Annotated in this window: 16 protein-coding genes and 1 pseudogene; 10 read left to right on the top strand and 7 right to left on the bottom strand. The window is 40.2% G+C overall.

Translation table 11 applies throughout. From position 1 onward, the window contains the following. Positions 1-10: 10 nt before the first annotated feature. Positions 11-1153, bottom strand: coding sequence for a sensor histidine kinase (locus H6G97_RS04635; protein ID WP_242054806.1), 1143 nt, complete (start codon positions 1151-1153; stop codon positions 11-13). Between the two features lie 715 nt (positions 1154-1868). On the opposite strand from H6G97_RS04635, the gene H6G97_RS04630 reads away from it, so the two are divergent. The 9 genes from H6G97_RS04630 (at position 1869) to H6G97_RS04595 (ending at position 11137) form a co-directional block, all read left to right on the top strand. After that, positions 1869-2708: a Pvc16 family protein gene (locus H6G97_RS04630; RefSeq protein ID WP_190939532.1), complete on the top strand. Its 840-nt coding sequence runs from the start codon at positions 1869-1871 to the stop codon at positions 2706-2708. A gap of 30 nt (positions 2709-2738) precedes the next feature. Further along, positions 2739-4400 (top strand): phage tail sheath family protein, encoded by a 1662-nt coding sequence (locus H6G97_RS04625; RefSeq protein WP_190939531.1) that lies wholly within the window; start codon positions 2739-2741, stop codon positions 4398-4400. 107 nt (positions 4401-4507) lie between these two features. Next, the gene (locus H6G97_RS04620; RefSeq protein ID WP_114082349.1) at positions 4508-4963 is read left to right on the top strand and encodes a phage tail protein; all 456 of its coding nucleotides are present in this window, start codon (positions 4508-4510) and stop codon (positions 4961-4963) included. A 22-nt stretch (positions 4964-4985) separates the two neighbouring features. Next, entirely contained in the window at positions 4986-5480 is a 495-nt protein-coding gene (locus tag H6G97_RS04615; protein ID WP_338421579.1) for a phage tail protein, read from the top strand. An 11-nt stretch (positions 5481-5491) separates the two neighbouring features. Further along, positions 5492-5839 carry a hypothetical protein gene (locus H6G97_RS04610; protein WP_190939530.1) on the top strand — a complete coding sequence of 116 codons (348 nt, stop codon included), beginning with the start codon at positions 5492-5494 and terminating at the stop codon, positions 5837-5839. 353 nt (positions 5840-6192) lie between these two features. After that, positions 6193-6576, top strand: a complete 384-nt coding sequence (locus H6G97_RS04605; RefSeq protein WP_190939529.1) for a phage tail assembly protein — start codon at positions 6193-6195, stop codon at positions 6574-6576. Next, positions 6519-6722 (top strand): DUF6760 family protein, encoded by a 204-nt coding sequence (locus H6G97_RS55315; protein WP_313931140.1) that lies wholly within the window; start codon positions 6519-6521, stop codon positions 6720-6722. Before H6G97_RS04605 ends, H6G97_RS55315 begins: the two co-directional genes overlap by 58 nt. Next, on the top strand, positions 6719-8764 hold the full coding sequence (locus H6G97_RS04600) for an FHA domain-containing protein (protein WP_190939528.1): 2046 nt from the start codon (positions 6719-6721) through the stop codon (positions 8762-8764). The genes H6G97_RS55315 and H6G97_RS04600 overlap by 4 nt, the downstream gene beginning before the upstream one ends. 192 nt (positions 8765-8956) lie before the next feature. Beyond that, on the top strand, positions 8957-11137 hold the full coding sequence (locus tag H6G97_RS04595) for a CHASE2 domain-containing serine/threonine-protein kinase (RefSeq protein ID WP_190939527.1): 2181 nt from the start codon (positions 8957-8959) through the stop codon (positions 11135-11137). 66 nt (positions 11138-11203) lie between these two features. Here H6G97_RS04595 and H6G97_RS04590 read toward each other — a convergent pair whose 3' ends face one another. Then, complete coding sequence (locus H6G97_RS04590) at positions 11204-11950, bottom strand: creatininase family protein (protein WP_190939526.1); 747 nt, start codon at positions 11948-11950, stop codon at positions 11204-11206. Between the two features lie 107 nt (positions 11951-12057). Between H6G97_RS04590 and H6G97_RS52215 the strand changes: the two genes are divergently transcribed. Beyond that, on the top strand, positions 12058-12321 hold the full coding sequence (locus tag H6G97_RS52215; RefSeq protein WP_242054805.1) for a hypothetical protein: 264 nt from the start codon (positions 12058-12060) through the stop codon (positions 12319-12321). A 359-nt stretch (positions 12322-12680) separates the two neighbouring features. Here H6G97_RS52215 and H6G97_RS04580 read toward each other — a convergent pair whose 3' ends face one another. The 5 genes and pseudogenes from H6G97_RS04580 to H6G97_RS04560 all read right to left on the bottom strand — a co-directional run bounded on the left by H6G97_RS04580 (position 12681) and on the right by H6G97_RS04560 (position 16743). Then, positions 12681-12953, bottom strand: coding sequence for a cupin domain-containing protein (locus tag H6G97_RS04580; RefSeq protein WP_190939525.1), 273 nt, complete (start codon positions 12951-12953; stop codon positions 12681-12683). Positions 12954-12975: 22 nt separating this feature from the next. Next, on the bottom strand, positions 12976-13335 hold the full coding sequence (locus H6G97_RS04575) for a Mo-dependent nitrogenase C-terminal domain-containing protein (RefSeq protein ID WP_190939524.1): 360 nt from the start codon (positions 13333-13335) through the stop codon (positions 12976-12978). Between the two features lie 801 nt (positions 13336-14136). Beyond that, positions 14137-15585: pseudogene (locus tag H6G97_RS04570) on the bottom strand (protein kinase domain-containing protein). Between the two features lie 201 nt (positions 15586-15786). Continuing rightward, positions 15787-16335 (bottom strand): GIY-YIG nuclease family protein, encoded by a 549-nt coding sequence (locus H6G97_RS04565; RefSeq protein WP_190939523.1) that lies wholly within the window; start codon positions 16333-16335, stop codon positions 15787-15789. Between the two features lie 78 nt (positions 16336-16413). Beyond that, positions 16414-16743, bottom strand: coding sequence for a hypothetical protein (locus H6G97_RS04560; RefSeq protein ID WP_190939522.1), 330 nt, complete (start codon positions 16741-16743; stop codon positions 16414-16416). Between the last annotated feature and the right edge of the window lie 476 nt (positions 16744-17219).

Below are 17219 nucleotides of genomic sequence, written 5' to 3'. Positions count from 1 at the left end.
GAATTATGAATTAATTTCCGCTCCTTGGTCGAGGTAAGATTACAGAAAATTGTGCTCCTCTTTCTGACAAAACTTGCGCCCAGATACTTCCTTGGTGATCTAAAACAATTTTTTTAGCAATAGTTAAACCTAGCCCTGTACCTCCTCGACGTTGGGAATAAAATGGTGTAAATACCTTTTGTAAATCTTCTTTAGATAATCCTGGCCCTTGATCCGAGATTTTAATTAAAACTTCATCTTGAAAAATTTGCCAGCTACAAGTAATAGTTCCTGAATTAGGACTAAAATGAACAGCATTACTCAGAATATTGTCAAAAACTTGTTTCATTTGTAGTCTGTCTATTTTCAGAGTTGTCGATGTATCAGGAATGAATATTTTGACTTTTTTCTGATTAATTAAAGGTTGGAGATTTGTGATGCTTTCAACAACCAAACTTCTTAAATCTTGAAATGTTACCCTTAATTTTGCACTTTGTCCACAATCAATAAGCTCGTTTAAATTAGTATCTAAATCTTGTATGCTTTCGCCAATAATTGTTGCTTGTTCTTGCCAAGGATTGTCCTCCAATCCTAAGCATAAATTATGTGCATACAATCCTATAAGTCCTAGTGAATTACGCAATTGATGTCCTACTCTATGCAGGATATCTTCGAGGAGTTGAATTTCCGTTTTTTGTCTTCCATAGTTCAAGTAAATATCTACATATTTACTCAGAAGTATAGCAGAGCGTTTTACGTACAATTGCAAACTCTTTGACAGAGGTTCATGAGTAATGATTTGAATGTATTCAGGTTTCTGATTTCTATAGGCTATAGGGCAAAGGTAAGAAATTGATGAAAAGCCGCTTAATCTAAATTCATTTAAAGTAAAAGCAGGCGGAAAATCTGTCAGCCATGTTTCTGAACGCAAATAAGCTAAAGTTTTTGGGGAAAAAGGAGCTTGATCTTGAGCATAATGTATAACCTCCTGATGATTTTTTAGCAAGCAATCATGATAGACAATACGAACGAAAAAAATTGGATATTGACTAGTTAACTGCTCAGACTCTAGCTGGCAAAAGTTTTGGATGTCTGAGGAACTCAAATAATTTGAGTCATTGTCTAGTTTTTGCACAGAAAAGCCTAGTGTCATAGCTTCACTCGCTTTTTGCAACCAAATGTTTTTACTTTTCCACTGATCAGTATAAAATTATGCAGCCTCAGTAATGTTTATTTTTTTGTTAAGTTATCTTGTTAGATAATTCATCCAAAGAATTATTAAGCTTATATTCACAGGGATCTCCTATTTTTCTAGGTATATACAAGTACGTAGTATTTATTGTTTGTAATATTTAAACAAGTACTACTCTAGCAAGGCAACAATGCTTGGTTCGTAGTGAGCGCTAAAGCGTTCAAGCCTTGGCTAAAGTTCTTTTTAAAGATACTTACGCGTAGCTTGCTATTCATCCATCAAAGTTGGTCTGGTGGACAACTGAGGCAGGCTTTTCGTCCCACCCGGCAAAAAAATGTAGCGCATACAATTGCAATTTTCAGGTAAATAGACCAGGTAGTAGGGGCACAAAGCATTGCGCCTCGACGACAGATGTAGTCCAAATACATGATTTCTGCTGTAAGAACTGCTCTAAACTAATCTACAAACTGAAGTTGCTGCTTTTCGGATTATTGAAAAGCTAATATTTTCTAGCCTTCCCAATCATTATTCTGGGTAAGGCAGGGAATGGGGATGAGGAAGATGGGACAGGGAAAATAACCAATGCTCCATCTAAAAAATATCGACAAAAGTCTAATTAACTTTAGAAGACTGAGACATATATTCTAGATGCATCTGGATTAGCTACCAGTGGATTAGCTACCAGCAAAACATCTTCATGCTTATCTTCGTTCTTCAAACTTTAGCCGAAATTCTAGCTGGAGGAACCTCACTTACCAGTACGGAGCAAATTGACTTTAGCCATCCTGGTAATCGAAGGGAAGAGGGAGCAGGCCCGACTCTCAATTTATACATTTTTGATATACGTGAGAGTAAGCAGGTACAACATTCTGGTAGGCAAGTTGAACGCAAGCTAACACGCGCTCTACAACCTGCCACTGTAAATTGGGCACCGGCTTGGTTTGATGTTTCGCTATTGTTAACAGCCTGGGATAGAACAGCTTTAGGTGAGCATCACTTTATCAGTGAGGCATTGACCGTGCTGTTGCGCCATCGCACCTTAGAAGAGGAGTTTTTGGTTCCTGAATTACGGGGCTATGGTAATTTGAACATGACAGTTGCCCTAGAGCCACCAATTGAGATTGGCTCTTTATGGAGCGCTCTCAATGTTCCATTGCGTTCAGCCTTATATTTGACAGTTACAATACCCTTCGAGCCACAACCCACTCCAGTGCCTTTGGTTTGGGAGCGGATTTTCAATTTGCGAAATCAATTGTCTCATGATAGTGACAGTTTAGTATTAACCAGGCGAGTTGCGATCGCGGGTATTGTCAAAAGCGCGGTGACAAATCTGCCGTTGGTAGCGACAGAAGTTGCTGTGATGGGAACTGAAAAGTCCATATTAACCACTAAAGAAGGGCTGTTCTTCTTTGAAGACCTTCATTTAGGTAATTATGTTTTGGCTCTGAATCATCCTGGCTATTTACCTCAAAACGTCAATGCATTGGTAGATAACCAAAGTAATACTTTCAAAGAAATATTTCTAACTCCTGAATAATTTGATTTTTACTGACTTGGAGAAACTTTCATGGCTAGACTTGATTACTTTGCTCCTGGTGTCTACATTGAAGAAATTGACCGGGGTAGCCGACCAATTGAAGGTGTTAGCACGGCAGTTGCCGGATTTGTAGGCTTTACAGAAGACGTTCGTGGTGGGGCTGAGTTATACAAACCCATGCTAGTAACCACTTGGACGCAATATTTAACCTACTTTGCCCGTGACAACTCTGACGGCTTCACCGACTTCAACGCCTATTTACCCTTTTCAGTCTACGGCTACTTTATGAATGGTGGCGGCCGTTGCTGGGTAACAAGCATCGGGACTCAGTTACCAGGCGCACCCAGACCGGCAACTGCAGAACCGGCTACCCTCAGAATCAACTCTAGAGGTAATCGTCCAGCCCTTCGCTTTACTTTGCGTCCTGAACAAGCAGCAGGCGGATTAGTAAATCTCGTCATTATTGATGGTTCACCCCGCGCCCTACCCGAAGGTACTGAAGGAGAAGCGCCTCCAAATACGGGTGAATATTTCACTATTCAAATTCGTCGGGGAGATGAACTTTTAGAACAATACGAGAACTTGACAATGAACCGCGAGCCTGCTGGTCAAACAGCAACTTATGCGGTGGCGGCATTGAGAAATTCGATGTACATCACCGTAGAAGACATAACTCAAAGTGGACAGCCTTTAGCTCGTCGTCCCGTTAATGGTCAATATGAACTAGCGCCGCCCATTGTCGCCGCGCCACCCGATAGATTTTCACAAAATTTAGAAGGGGTTAGAGACGATCGCACCGGGGTACGCGGTATCTTTGAAATTGATGAAATCACAATGCTGGCTTGTCCTGATGTGATGCGGGCTTATCAAGAGCAGGTACTTAATTTAGATCAAGTTCATGGCATCATCGAACTGATGATTAGTATGTGCGAGGGTTCTGCTAGTGGCGATATTCCCAACCCGCCCAACCGCATGGTTGTACTTGATGCGCCACCGGATGCCGTCAAACCTCAACAAGTAGTGGAGTGGTTGAATAGGTTTAACCGCCGTTCCATGTTTGCGGCCCTTTATTATCCTTGGATTAAAGTACCGAATCCACGCGATCGCGGTAATCCAATTTTAGTACCTCCTTGTGGTCATGTGATGGGTGTTTGGGCCCGCACTGACGAAACCAGAGGAGTTTACAAAGCCCCTGCAAATGAAGTTCCTAGAGGCGTAATTGGTTTAGGTTATGACACAAACTTCCGCGAACAAGAGCTATTAAACCCCTTGGGGATAAATTGCATTCGCAGCTTCCCCAATCGAGGTATCCGCATTTGGGGGGCACGCACATTAGTTGAGCCAGATAAAACAGAATGGCGTTACATCAGTGTGCGTCGGCTAATTAGCTATATCGAAAAATCCCTAGAACTGGGGACTCAGTGGGTAGTTTTTGAACCCAACGACCAAGATTTATGGGCGCGTGTCACCCGCACCGTCAGTAATTTCTTAGAACGCATCTGGCGTGAAGGTGCTTTATTTGGGGCATCTCCAGCACAAGCATTTTATGTCAAGTGTGACGAAGAATTGAACCCACCAGAAACCAGAATTTTAGGACGTTTGTACATCGAAGTCGGCGTTTGTCCCGTTAGACCTGCTGAATTTGTTGTTTTCCGCATCAGTCAATGGAATGGCATTGAAGATAGCGAGTAACACTAAGTTAGCGTATGGGGCATTGAAGAAAAAATTCTTATAACTCCCCATTCCCCATTCCCCATTCCCCATTCCCAAATTAACTACACACAAAGGAGTCTAAAAGTATGGCAGGCGAATTTTTAACCTCTTGTAAATTTTACTTCGAGGCTGATGGGATTACTGATAAATTTATCAAAGAAATTAGTGGGCTAGGCGTTGAAAACACTCCAGCGCAAGAAGTTCACGGTTCATCTAAAGGCGCTAAACTAATGCGCCAAGCTACACCAACCGTTGTGAAATTTACCAACATTACAGTAAAAGTCATCGCTACAGATGATATAGACCTTTATACTTGGTATCAAAAGTGTAACGAAGACATGGGTGATCCTCGTCAGTGGGCACAGAATCGTAAAACTGGTTCGGTGGTTGCTTATGACCAACAAGGCTCTGAAAAGGCACGCTGGAACATTGTCAATTGCTATCCCTGCAAATACACTGGGCCTACCTTAACAGCCTCTGGTGGTGATATGGCAAATGAGACTGTTGAATTGGTTCACGAAGGAATTAAACGGATTAAATAATTAGCATTTGCAGTGAATAACAGTGGTACAATCCGCAAGCCGAATTCCAGAAGTTCTTACAGCCCATCGGTTCTATTTAGAACTGACACTAGAAGGTCAAAACGATGCCAATTGTTTCTTTTTGGAGTGTCAAGGCTTTAAAAGAACACAAGAAGTAATTGAAATTTGTGAAGTTACTTCTCAAAGCTGGGGTACTAAAGGGCAGTCAAAAGGTCAAGTGGTGAGAACTAAGCTTCCTAGCAATCCTAAGAGTGGTAATCTCATTCTGCGTAGAGGTACCACCAACTCTATGGATTTTTGGAAGTGGTTTGAAAAAGTCCAACAGGGTAATTGGTCACAGCAACGTAGGCTGGTTGCTTTGTCTATTTATAATCAGGCAAATCAAGAAGTGGCTAGATTTGAATTAGCCGGTGCTTGGCCTGCAAGTTACAAAATTGCCGATGTCAACGCCCGCAGCCATGACATCGAAATTGAGGAAGTGGAGGTTGCTTTTGAGGAATTTAAACGCGTGAAGTAATCAGGAGGATTATGTTTCCAACAGAGTTTGAATTTGTACTGCCAAAGGGGTATCTAGACTCGGAAGGCAACCTCCACCGCAAAGGTGTAATGCGGTTATCAACGGCGATAGACGAGATTGCACCCTTGCGTGACCCACGCGTTAAAGCTAATCCTGTTTATGCCACAATTATTATCTTGTCGCGGGTGATTACGCACTTGGGTGCTTTATCAGAAGTGACTCCGGCAATAGTGGAAAACTTTTTTTCCCAAGATTTAAATTACCTCCAAGATTTTTACCGTCGAATCAATGGGTTGGAAGGCGAAACTTCCATACCAGAAGATACAGTAAATTCGCCCGAAGCACTTCTTCATAATTGAATTAGGCATTGGGGATTGGGATGAGGGAGTAAGAGAATAGAGAAAAAACTCATTCACGAGTATTAAAGACTCGTCAGCGAGTATCAAAGACTCATTTACAAGTATTAAAGACTCATTCACGAGTATCAAAGACTCGTCAGCGAGTATCAAAGGCTCATTAACGGAGTTTAAAGACTCGTTAGCGAGTATCAAAGACTCATTCACGAGTATAAAAGACTCGTCACCGAGTATCAAAGACTCATCCACGAGTATAAAAGACTCGTCACCGAGTATCAAAGACTCATTCACGAGTATAAAAGACTCGTCACCGAGTATCAAAGACTCATCCCCAATCCCCAATTCCCAAATTACCTATGCCCCGTAAAAAGGATACTCTCTGCACAGAATTTGCTTTCACTCTTCCTAGAGGATTGAGTGATAAGGAACACCGAGTACATCGTCATGGGGTGATGCGTTTAGCCACCGCCAAAGATGAAATTTTGGTGCAACAAGAGCGCAAAGTTCAGGAAAATCCAGCTTACGGTGTTTTGGTTATGCTTGCACGGGTAATTACTCGCTTAGGCAGTTTCAACTCTGTTAGCCCTGATTTACTCGAAGGACTCCTCTTACATGACATTGCCTATCTGCGAGAATTTTATAATCGAATCAATCAGCAAGGTAATGTACACATTCCGACACAATGTCCCCACTGCAATACTCAATTTTCAGTGGAGCTAGAACTAGCGGGGGAGTCGTAAGCTACCCCTCTGATACTTTATATGAGGAGGTAGCTTTTATTGCTTATCATTTCCACTGGTCACAAGATGATATTTTAAATTTAGAACATACTACCCGTCAGCGCTGGGTAGCAGAAATCAATAAAATTAACCAAAAATTAATATGAAAGTAAAAGTTAGCTACTCACCAAATCTAAGTGAAGTAAATGAGGTTGACCTTACCATAGAAACTCCAAGGAGAGGAGAATGGCTAATAGGCCGTTCTCCTGATTCTGATTTACTCCTAGACAGCCCTGATATCAGTCGGGTACATGCTAAGTTTTTTGTGAAAGGTGGAAATTACTACTTTTGTGACCTTGGCAGTAGAAATGGCTCAATATTTAACGGGAAACAAGCTGAAAAAGATCGACCATATTCATTGAGCGATGGAGATGTTATTCGGATTGCAGATTATGTTTTGATTTTGGAAGCAGTTGCTCCCGTTTATGAGCAACCAGAAACAGTCTTTAGAATTATAGATCCTTCACTGTTTTCTCGGCCGCGATCGCCTGAAAATATCAGTACCGCCAACGTTGCTACTCCAGCCCCACAGGTAGTCAACCAAGTTCCACAGCCAGTTAGCCAAGAAGTAGAAACACCTGAAATTAATGTTCCTTCTTTAGAAACCAGCGAAGTCTTAGAAGTTGTTTCTACTCAAAGTAATGATGTCATCCCGGTTGTTGAGATAATTGCCCCTGAAAACATAACTGAGTCACCAGAAGCAGTCAGCGAAGTTCTACACAATGTTCGTGATGAAATTGTGGATTTGCATACATTAGTTGTACCAGAAGTCAGCGCAGATGGTGAGGAAGTAGAAGTTCCAGAAGTCAACGAAGCCTCAGAAGTTTCTTTGAGTGAACCAAATGAATCAATAGCTGTACCTGAAAACATCATAAAAACTCCTGAAGAGGAAAGTGTTATTCCCCAAGCAGCTGATGATAAGGTTGCAGACTTGGAAGCAGCACTGGCAGCAGAATCTACTTTTGTACAACGGCGTGATACAAGTGCCATTCCCGAAGCTACCTACGATGAGAATGCAGAGTTAGAGGCAGCGCTGGAAGCAGAAGTTACCTTCGTACAGCCTCGTGATATTTTCGGCGAAGTTCCTGCACAAATTGCTATTCCCGAAGCTACTGATGCTGAAGATGCAGAATTTGAGGCGGCGCTAGCAGCAGAAGTTACCTTCGTACAGCCTCGTGATATTTTCCACCAAGTATCTGAGGAGGAAAGCGCTGTTCCAGAAGCTACTCATGATAAAACAGTAGATTTGGATACGCCAGTCGTAGAAGGAATTAGTACAGATGTTGAGGAGTTGGTCAATGAAGTTCCTGAATACGCGGATATTCAGCCGCAAGAAACATCGAGCCAATTGTTAGAGGCAAGTCAAGTTACACACGATGTTAGCGATGAAGCAATAGATTTAAATACGCCAATTACAGCAGAAGACACTACAGATGTTAACGAAGTAGAACCTAGTTCCACTGCTGATAAAACAGTCAATGATGTTCCTGAAGCATCTACTGCGCCTGATGATAATTTCCCGGAAGTTTTCAGCAATCAATACATTGATTTGACTAATACAAACACTGAAGAAATCAGTTTAGATGTTGATGATGTTTCTACACAAGAAAGTGAAGTTTCTGAGTTAGTTGATATTCAATCTTGGAAAATAATAGAAAGTGGATCTTCTGAGAGTATCAGTCAAACTATTGAAGATGTTTCTGAAGTAGAAGTAACTCAACCTGATGAAACTCCAGAAGACATAAATGTCAGTGAACCTCCGCAAATGGTCATTGAAAGAAATATAGTACTCATTGCTCATGAAAGCAAGAAATCGGAACTTGCTGAATTGGTATCTCAGCATCAGGAGTTTTTCTCGCAGAGCTTTACAATTACGTGGCCATCTATTAGCGAAGTCTTACATCAGCAAGCAGGGATAACTATTAGTCAACAAACACCCGCACCAACTTCTGGAGGATATCAAACAATTGCTTCATTAGTAGGAGCAGGAGAAATTTTAGCAGTTATTTTTCTGAGAGATTTGCTGCAACCTCAGACTGGTCAAGCAAATGAAGAAGCACTGCTGAGATTATGCACTATTAATCAAGTTTTATTAGCAACTAATTTGCCAACAGCAGAGGCGATCGTGCATTATCTTAAACAGATATAAACATACTTGATCATATATAAACAACAAGATTCCCGATTTTTTGCAGAAGTCGGGAATCTGAGTTTTGAGATTTTACAAGTAAAATATGATTACTATATTTTTTGAAAAGTTGCAAATTGCATAGAATAATTTCAATGATAAAAATTAAGCTAAAAATATACGTATATTTTAAAGTAAAACCTATTTAAAAACATGGTTGCAAATTTTAAAAGTTTATTTAGACAGCCAGTTGTTATTTCAAGTGCGATCGCTACTATTTTACTAGTGGGCATTCAAAAACTGGGGGTTTTCGAGCCTCTGGAAATGAAGGTTTACGACCAAATGATGCAATTACGTGCCGACCCAGGCCCAGACTCTCGTTTGTTGATTGTTGCTTTAACTGAAAAAGATATCCAAAAATGGAATTGGCCTCTGTCTGGTGAACTTCTAGACCGGCTCTTAGGTAAACTTGAAGAATATCAACCGCGAGCTATTGGTCTAGATATTTTTCGTGACTTACCAGTACAGCCAGGTCATGACAAACTATTGCAACGCCTACAACAGAGCGATATCATCATTCCTATCTGCAAACATTCTGGTTCTGACAATCCGGGAATAGCGCCCCCAAAGGGAGTTGAAGCAGAACGAGTAGGATTTAATGATGTCGTAGAAGATACTGACGTTACAATTCGCCGCAACCTATTGTTGGTAAGTGCAGAAGAATCTGATTCTTGTCAAAGTACTTATTCTTTTAGCTTACAACTAGCACTCAAATACTTAGAAGTTGGAGGCATCCAACCAGAATTTACCCCAAAAAAGGAACTACAACTACGAGATACCGTATTTAAACCCCTACAAAGTAACGCTGGTGGTTATCAGAAAGCGGATACAAATGGCTACCAAATCCTACTTAACTACCGTTCGGGTCATCAGGTCGCCCAGCAGGTAACTATTACAGAAGTACTTGCAAATCAAGTTAAACCAGATTTAGTAAAAGACCGCATCGTTTTAATTGGTTCAACAGCCAATAGTTTAAATGATATTTTTAATACGCCATTTGCTAGTGGAAAATCAGATAATTCTGGCAAAAAGGCCGGAATTGAAATTCACGCCCACAGCGTTAGTCAAATTCTCAGCGCTGTTCTTAACAAACAACCTCTATTTTGGTTTTTGCCTGAGTGGGGTAAAATCCTTTGGATATGGGGATGGACTGTAGTTGGTGGGTTGCTGGTATGGCGGATTCAACATCCACTAGGCTTAGGATTAGCAGGAACAACAGCACTTGCAGTGTTATTTGGAGCCAATTTTTTCATTTTTACCCAAGCTGGATGGTTTCCAGTCATACCTTCGGCGTTGGGGTTAGTATTTACCGCCGGGAGTGCCCTCGCCTATAGTGCTTATCAAACCAAGCAAGAGCAACAAGAAATTACCCAACGGGTTCAAGAACACCAACAATTAATTGCGGAATTGCAAGGTCTTTTACGGCAGCGTGGCAACGCCTCAAATGAAGCACCAATGGTAATTACTGATTCCATCGGGCAAGAAATTGCAATAGGCACACTACTAAACAACCGCTACAAAATTACTCAACCCTTAGGTTCTGGAGGATTTAGCAATACTTATTTGGCTGATGATATCCAGCGTCCTGGTAATCCGCAGTGTGTGGTTAAACAGTTGCTACCTCCCCACCAAGATGCAGAATATTTAAATGTTGTCAGACGCTTATTCAACGCAGAAGCAGAAATTTTAGAAATTTTGGGTAAGCACCCACAGATTCCCCAACTGCTAGCTTTTTTTGAAGAAAATCAGCAATTTTCTTTAGTCCAAGAATTTGTTCGAGGACACGCTATGGATAAAGAGCTATCCTCTGGCAAGCGACTAAAACAAGCTGAAGTTGTGGAGATGCTCAAAGAAGTTTTAAATGTGCTTGTTTTTGTTCATAGCTATGGTGTAATCCATCGAGATATCAAACCTAGTAACTTGATTAGGCGAGAATCAGATCAACACATTGTTTTGATTGACTTTGGTGCTGTTAAGCAGATTCAACCTCAGCAGCAAGAAGCTCAGACAATTTCAATTGGCACTCCTAGTTATGCACCTTCTGAACAAATGAGCGGCTTGCCAAAACTCAACAGCGATATTTATGCGTTGGGAATTATGGGAATACAAGGTTTAACTGGAATAGATCCCAGAGAATTTCGCAGAGATACAAATATTGGTGAAATAATTATTCAAATTGAAGCTGATGCTAATCAACAGATTTGGCAACATTGGCGCGAACTAACTGATGCTACGAACGAGTTAGTTATTATTTTAAATAGAATGGTACATTTCGACTTTAGTCAACGATATCAGTCAGCAGTAGAGGTACTCAAAGCTCTCGAAAGTATCTAAATTCTCAAGATATTTTATGCAGAGACGCAATTTTACTCGCATCTCTACAGCGTTTTTCTACGACTTTTATTGTGCGTTCACAAATTCGAAATACCCACTGCTAAGTTCTTTCACCGCCAAGTCATAAAATTGCTTACCATGTTCAGGCGTTGCTAAAGCCGGATTTGATCCCATACGTCCATCTGGATAACGCACTCGAAATTCAGCTGCGCTATAAATCCGATGTCCGCTTGCAACTTCTGGTGAAAGATATGCTTGCTTAATCGCATCTGGATAAACGTACTGGGTGAGTGCTACTTCACTTGGCGTTGCATGAGAACCTTCTTGATCCCCATATAATTCTTTAGCTAGCTTATATACCGAACCGCACATAAACCAGTTTGCCACTTGACATTGCACATGTTGAGCATTGGGAATCTGCAAATCTTCTAAATGCGCGTAAGTTTCTGAAAAAGCGGCTTTCAGGGTGGCGATATTACCACCGTGTCCATTGATAAAGTAGAACTTGCTAAAACCAGCTTTGGCTAAACAAGTTACATAATCTCGCACTACTTGAATTAAAGTGCTGGGGCGCAGACTGATTGAGCCAGGAAAAGCAGTATGATGCAGTGCCATACCCACATTGATTGTAGGGCCAACGATCGCTTGAGTTGCATCACCTACACCAGCTGCGATCGCTTCTGCACAAATGGCATCAGTGCCAATTAACCCCGTTGGCCCATGTTGTTCTGTGGAACCAATAGGGAAAATAATCCCCTTTGACTGCTGTAAATAAGCTTCGACTTCTTGCCAAGTACTTAAATGCAGTAACATTTTTGATGATTTTCCTCAATAAAATGGCAGTGGGACGAAACCTTTTTCTGCTAAACTCCCACTAAGATGATTATGAACTCTCTGGATTTTCTGTGTTGGCGATCGCTATGAAATTCCATCATCTCTGCCAAACTTTTATCGGATTAACTGGAATATTTTTGCTCATCAACAGTATTTATAGCCCTTCTGCTATGGCGGGACGCTATGTTTTCAACCAAACGTCTCAAAGAATCGAGCGCTATTTTGGCCGTTATATTACCAAACAAACCAATGGCGATACTGTTAGCTATACATATTCTCCACAAACCTTTCAGCGGCCATTTCGTCAGTTTCCTAAAGACAATTACTCGATTGTCTTTGTGAACAATTAGGCCAAATATATCAAGCTAAATTTCAACAGTGGTTTTTCCCAATCCCAACGAAGTTATAATTACGACCAAGCTGAGGCAGCAAAATTTTACAACTATATTTTTAGTTATTAGCCACCAATCTGGCAAGAACTTTCTGCCAAATTTGGAGGTAATGAGACTATTTATTTCTATGAATATTGTTTAGGGGATGGAGTCGTAACAAGTTTCGACAGATATGGATATAAGGAATTTACCGATTCTGCCACTTTATCCTACGACAATCGTTGCGAACCCCCTTATAGTAGAAATCTAAATTAAGTTATGAAATGTTGGTATTAGGGATCATCAACTAGACCACGGGGATCAATCTTTTCGGTTGACTAATCAAAGTAATAATGTTTTTTCACGTTGCTTGTAATTTCCCATGTGCAGGACATGCCAGCAGGAAAAGTCACCAAATTGCCTTTACCCATTTGCACTGGCAGTCCACCATCAGGAGTAACAAGAACATCGCCTTCCAAAAAGTAGCAAGTTTCTTGAGAATCATAAATCCAAGGAAATTTTGAGACTTCCTTTATCCAAATATCCCATTTAAACACACCCAATTCATTGAGGCGTTCTTGCGTGGGTTTATGCTCAATTTTAATTTCCATATTGTGTTTTATCTAGTTATGTTCAGCAGTAGGATTGAATATCCTCTCCACACTGATCTACTAAATAACACAAAGCGCGAAAACGCAAGTAGACAAGTTCGTTATAAAGCGGATTAAGTTTGCACATTGGCGGAATGTGACCTACTTTGCGACCAAACAGCATGAGATCGCGCTCAAATGGACATTGGGCAGGAATTACTTTAGCAATAAGTTTGGCTAATTTCCGATTCTGAATCTCAATTTTGTCGAGCCATTGACGTAATGGTTGCAGTAAATCTAATTTAGGTCTAGCAAATCGCTTTTTACTACCTTTTTGATTCTTTTCTTCTAAAGGGCTAACAAAAGCAGGCAGAAAAATACGTTGATTAATTGTTTTAAGCATAGTCGTAGGCAAGGTTTTCCTTGTGTAGATGAACTATTCGCCGATTGGCAATATTAACATGTAATCTGTTTAACCAATTTGCATTGTGCTTGTAAATTTAGGAAGAAAAATAAGCACAAGGCAAATAATTTACATGCATCTTTGGGGGGAAATTGTTTAACTAATTGTTATTTAAGCCCACCAAATCAGGAAGAACTGTCCCGTTAAATACAAAATAACAAAGAAAATATAAAAATGGCATTTCTTTAACTTATGGATTGCTAATCTACGAGATAGCAATCTTATATATTATATATAAATGCTTGGTTCTAAAACTGCCTAGTATCTAGAGATGGAGTTTGGGTAAGAAAAGAACAGTTTAGCTCTAACTCCATATAGACTTCGCTAGGATTAACCAATAATATCTAGCGATTTTAGGCTATTAAATATCTAGTAATCTGTCTGGTATGTTACACTAGCTAACCTAGATATTATCTAATAAGTAGCAATAAATCCTTTGATAAGTCCCAGCTAATATACTTAGAATTTATACCATTTATAAGAATATTTTGCAATAAATGTATAGTGTGTAAGGACGTACAGCAGTATGCCCCTACCAATATTGCGCTTCTCACTTGGGCGCAATACAGTCTGAACCTCACCCCGTATTTGAGGCGTGAAAATACTCTTCTCTCTTTGCTAAGGAGAGTGATTGGGGGTGAGGTTTAAAAAAGTAGTTTATGCAAAGGAGAATCGTTATATATATATCAAATATTTTGTAAAATGGTTTAATTACAAAAAAATGGTATAATTCAAAAAATCTTATTTATTAAAATACCTCAAGCCGTAACGAACTTGATATTTGCTGATATACTCTACATTCTGTTGCTCTAATTTTGACAGCAATTTAGGTGGAAATGCTTTTGGTGAATATATAGGGCGATACCAAGGTTGCTTATTAAAGTAATCTTGTATTTCAGGAGTATCAAAACGGCGACCGTGATTAGCAAAAATCGAATTTCGCATAATATCTAGCTCAAAACCGTCTTTACCATCCAAATCTGCATCAGTTACAAGTCTTTGGGAAAGCCAGAAATAAGTACTGACATCTGTGGTAGCATCTGCATTTAGGGAAGATGTAGATTGAGTTGGAAATGGGGTAGTTGGTATAAATTTAGGAGTTTCTATCACCGGGCTTGTGCCAGTTGACGGCGCTTGTGAAGGTAATACCGTTTTGTCTGCTGTAGATTGAGAAGATTTTGGTAACACTTGGCTAATAATCACAGATGCACCGATTAGCCCACCTGTAATCAAACTACCGAAAAGGATATTATTCTGACTACTGCCTTGAGGGTTAGACTGTGGCTTGACAGATGCTGTCTGGGGTGGGGGTGCAGAGACTATACTCGGTTGAGTTAAGAAGGGTTACGTCGGTGGAATTGAATTTGCTATGCTCTGCAAAGTATCCAGCATTGCTCTAGCTGTAGGATAGCGATCGCGCGGATGATAAGCGATCGCCCGATCAATTACTCCTGCCATAATTGGGCTAACATGACTCGCGTACTGTCGCCACACGATTTCACCCGTCTGGGAATCCGTTTCTAGTTATTGCGTCTGTTTACCAGTCAGCAAATAAATTACTGTCATTCCCAAACTGTATAAATCACTCGAATAAACAGGTCTACCTGCGGCTTGTTCACTCGGCATATAGCCAGGTGTACCAATCACAATCGAACTGGTAGTATTGCCTTGAGAATTTACCACTGTTCCCATCGACTCGCGTATAGCGCCAAAATCAATTAGCACTGGTTTACCGTCCCGATGACGCACAATGATGTTACCCGGTTTAATATCGCGGTGAACGATATGCTTAGAGTGAACGTAATCCAGGACAGGTAATAAATTCATGAATAATTCCTGGACAGCGCCTTCACTAAATAGCCCCTGCATTTGAACTTTTGCAGTTAAAGTATCGCCTTCAATCCACTCCTGAACTAAGTAAAATTGTCCGCCTGACGAGAAATAGGCATACAATGCTGGAATTTGGTCATTTGCGCCACCGAGTTCTTCTAAAATAGCTGCTTCTCGTTGAAACCTCTCTTGCACTAACTGGTAAATTTGGGGATTGTTGTGAATCGGTCTTAGCTGTTTAACCACACAACGGCGCTTTGAAGGCATATAAGTATCTTCCGCTAGATAGGTTTCACCAAACCCACCAGCGCCCAGTGTGCGGATTACTTGATAGCGATCGTTCAGCAGCTGTATTGTCATGGGAAATTACAAACAATATTCTTAAGGTAGTTTTCCCCAAAACTACCTTCATTGTAAGAATTCAGGAGTCAGAATAGTGGAAATATCAGGAGATAAGTTGAAGGGATGAATGTACTTGTGGTATCAAATATTTTATAAATTATGCCTTCTGACTCCTGTTAGCAAAGAGCTAAGGTTTAGCCCGTTTTGAATTCTTACCCTTCATTTCAAATCTAGTAATCCTTCTTCTTTTAATTTCGGATTGAAGCGAATTTGCATTTGCAAACCACGCACTTCTAATAAATGGGTTGAAATTTCTGCTTCTACTCTCCGCGCCACATTTTTAAGAATTTTTATTTGTGCTAATTCATCATTAGCTGGATTTTGATAACTAGCCTGTTCTTCAGGTGTCATTACGACTTTGACATCAATGGGATGAGTCCATTTTTCCTTTTGATCCCCATTTCCCCAAGGAACACTGCCATTTTCAGCAATCCAAGCATTTTCAGTATTTTCTAAAATTGTGCGACTAGGGCGTTCAATAGTTTGAACTTTTACCCAATAGCATTGCTGTGGCTGACGGACTAAATGCTGTTTGAGGCTGAGGTAAACATCACGGGAGTATCCTACAAATTGCAGTACTTTTTTCTGGTCAAAGATAGCATAGACCCCGATTTGACCCTGAAATTGTTCAGGTAATTGACCGCGATCGTCAATGTAAGGAATGTATTTTAGGGCTGCCAAAGAAGAAAGATTCGTTTCAAGAGCCATACATCAAATATTAAACTTACTATTTGTATTTGCCTTCAGAATTAAGAATTGCTAATTAGGAAAAAACTATCTTTAAAATTACCCTTTATCCACTTTTTGGTAAATTGCACAAAGGCGACTGGGTTTAAAAATCTTAGCACTAAACATTAAATTTGGTGGTACGTTGATAATAGTATATTCATCAGATTCATGATACTTTTCAAATTCTGCTGGCATTCCTTTAGTAGTACTTAAGCTGTAAGGAACTGGTTGGAAAAGTAATTCTGTAAATTTAATTTGCTCACACTGTAACTGTTGACGAATTTGGTTTAAGAAAGCCTCGCTGGTCAATAAATTGAATAAAGTTTCTTGAGCTTGTGCTTCAAGAGTGAAACTACTATCAAAGTTCTGGACGATTTTAAGGGGCATTTTTCGTATTAATAGCTAGTTGTTAACGATTAAGTGATGATATTAAGACAGGAAATATATTATACACAAATATCCAAGTATGCTGGGCAACGAAGCCTAGCTTTTTTGTGCAGATGAGCTTAGTTCAAAATCAACCACTTTAAGATCAGCCTATTGGATTATGAGACTTCTGTCAGCTACACGATGAAGCTGGCATGGTTAAAAATCATGAAGCTGAAGGGGTGACAAAGGGGCTAAAGCCGAGGAAATATAAGAGTGTGACCGTTTTGGGGTAAAAAAACATAGGTCAGGTATTCTCAACAAGACCTATCAAATGATAATGTTACCTAAATTCTACCAAAACTGCTTTCAGAATCTACTGATACCCACACAGTACAAGATGCTGGAAATCTTGCTGATGCTATTGCAATTTCATAAAACTGTGACGATTGAGAAATTGGCAACAGTATTTCCCCAACCAATAAAATTTGAAAGTC

This window comes from Nostoc flagelliforme FACHB-838 (assembly GCF_014698065.1).
Lineage (GTDB): Bacteria > Cyanobacteriota > Cyanobacteriia > Cyanobacteriales > Nostocaceae > Nostoc > Nostoc flagelliforme_B.
The sequence above is the reverse complement of the archived record's forward strand: the minus strand, read 5'-3'. Positions and strand labels throughout refer to the sequence as shown.

Bases quoted from the DNA above. Each gene is read 5' to 3' on its own strand.
- H6G97_RS04630 (WP_190939532.1), top strand. From the start codon at position 1,869: ATGCTTATCTTCGTTCTTCAAACTTTAGCCGAAATTCTAGCTGGAGGA.
- H6G97_RS04625 (WP_190939531.1), top strand. From the start codon at position 2,739: ATGGCTAGACTTGATTACTTTGCTCCTGGTGTCTACATTGAAGAAATT.
- H6G97_RS04575 (WP_190939524.1), bottom strand. From the start codon at position 13,335: ATGCTTAAAACAATTAATCAACGTATTTTTCTGCCTGCTTTTGTTAGC.
- H6G97_RS04590 (WP_190939526.1), bottom strand. From the start codon at position 11,950: ATGTTACTGCATTTAAGTACTTGGCAAGAAGTCGAAGCTTATTTACAG.
- H6G97_RS55315 (WP_313931140.1), top strand. From the start codon at position 6,519: ATGTCCCCACTGCAATACTCAATTTTCAGTGGAGCTAGAACTAGCGGG.
- H6G97_RS52215 (WP_242054805.1), top strand. From the start codon at position 12,058: ATGAAATTCCATCATCTCTGCCAAACTTTTATCGGATTAACTGGAATA.
- H6G97_RS04600 (WP_190939528.1), top strand. From the start codon at position 6,719: ATGAAAGTAAAAGTTAGCTACTCACCAAATCTAAGTGAAGTAAATGAG.
- H6G97_RS04560 (WP_190939522.1), bottom strand. From the start codon at position 16,743: ATGCCCCTTAAAATCGTCCAGAACTTTGATAGTAGTTTCACTCTTGAA.
- H6G97_RS04605 (WP_190939529.1), top strand. From the start codon at position 6,193: ATGCCCCGTAAAAAGGATACTCTCTGCACAGAATTTGCTTTCACTCTT.
- H6G97_RS04610 (WP_190939530.1), top strand. From the start codon at position 5,492: ATGTTTCCAACAGAGTTTGAATTTGTACTGCCAAAGGGGTATCTAGAC.
- H6G97_RS04580 (WP_190939525.1), bottom strand. From the start codon at position 12,953: ATGGAAATTAAAATTGAGCATAAACCCACGCAAGAACGCCTCAATGAA.
- H6G97_RS04565 (WP_190939523.1), bottom strand. From the start codon at position 16,335: ATGGCTCTTGAAACGAATCTTTCTTCTTTGGCAGCCCTAAAATACATT.
- H6G97_RS04620 (WP_114082349.1), top strand. From the start codon at position 4,508: ATGGCAGGCGAATTTTTAACCTCTTGTAAATTTTACTTCGAGGCTGAT.
- H6G97_RS04595 (WP_190939527.1), top strand. From the start codon at position 8,957: ATGGTTGCAAATTTTAAAAGTTTATTTAGACAGCCAGTTGTTATTTCA.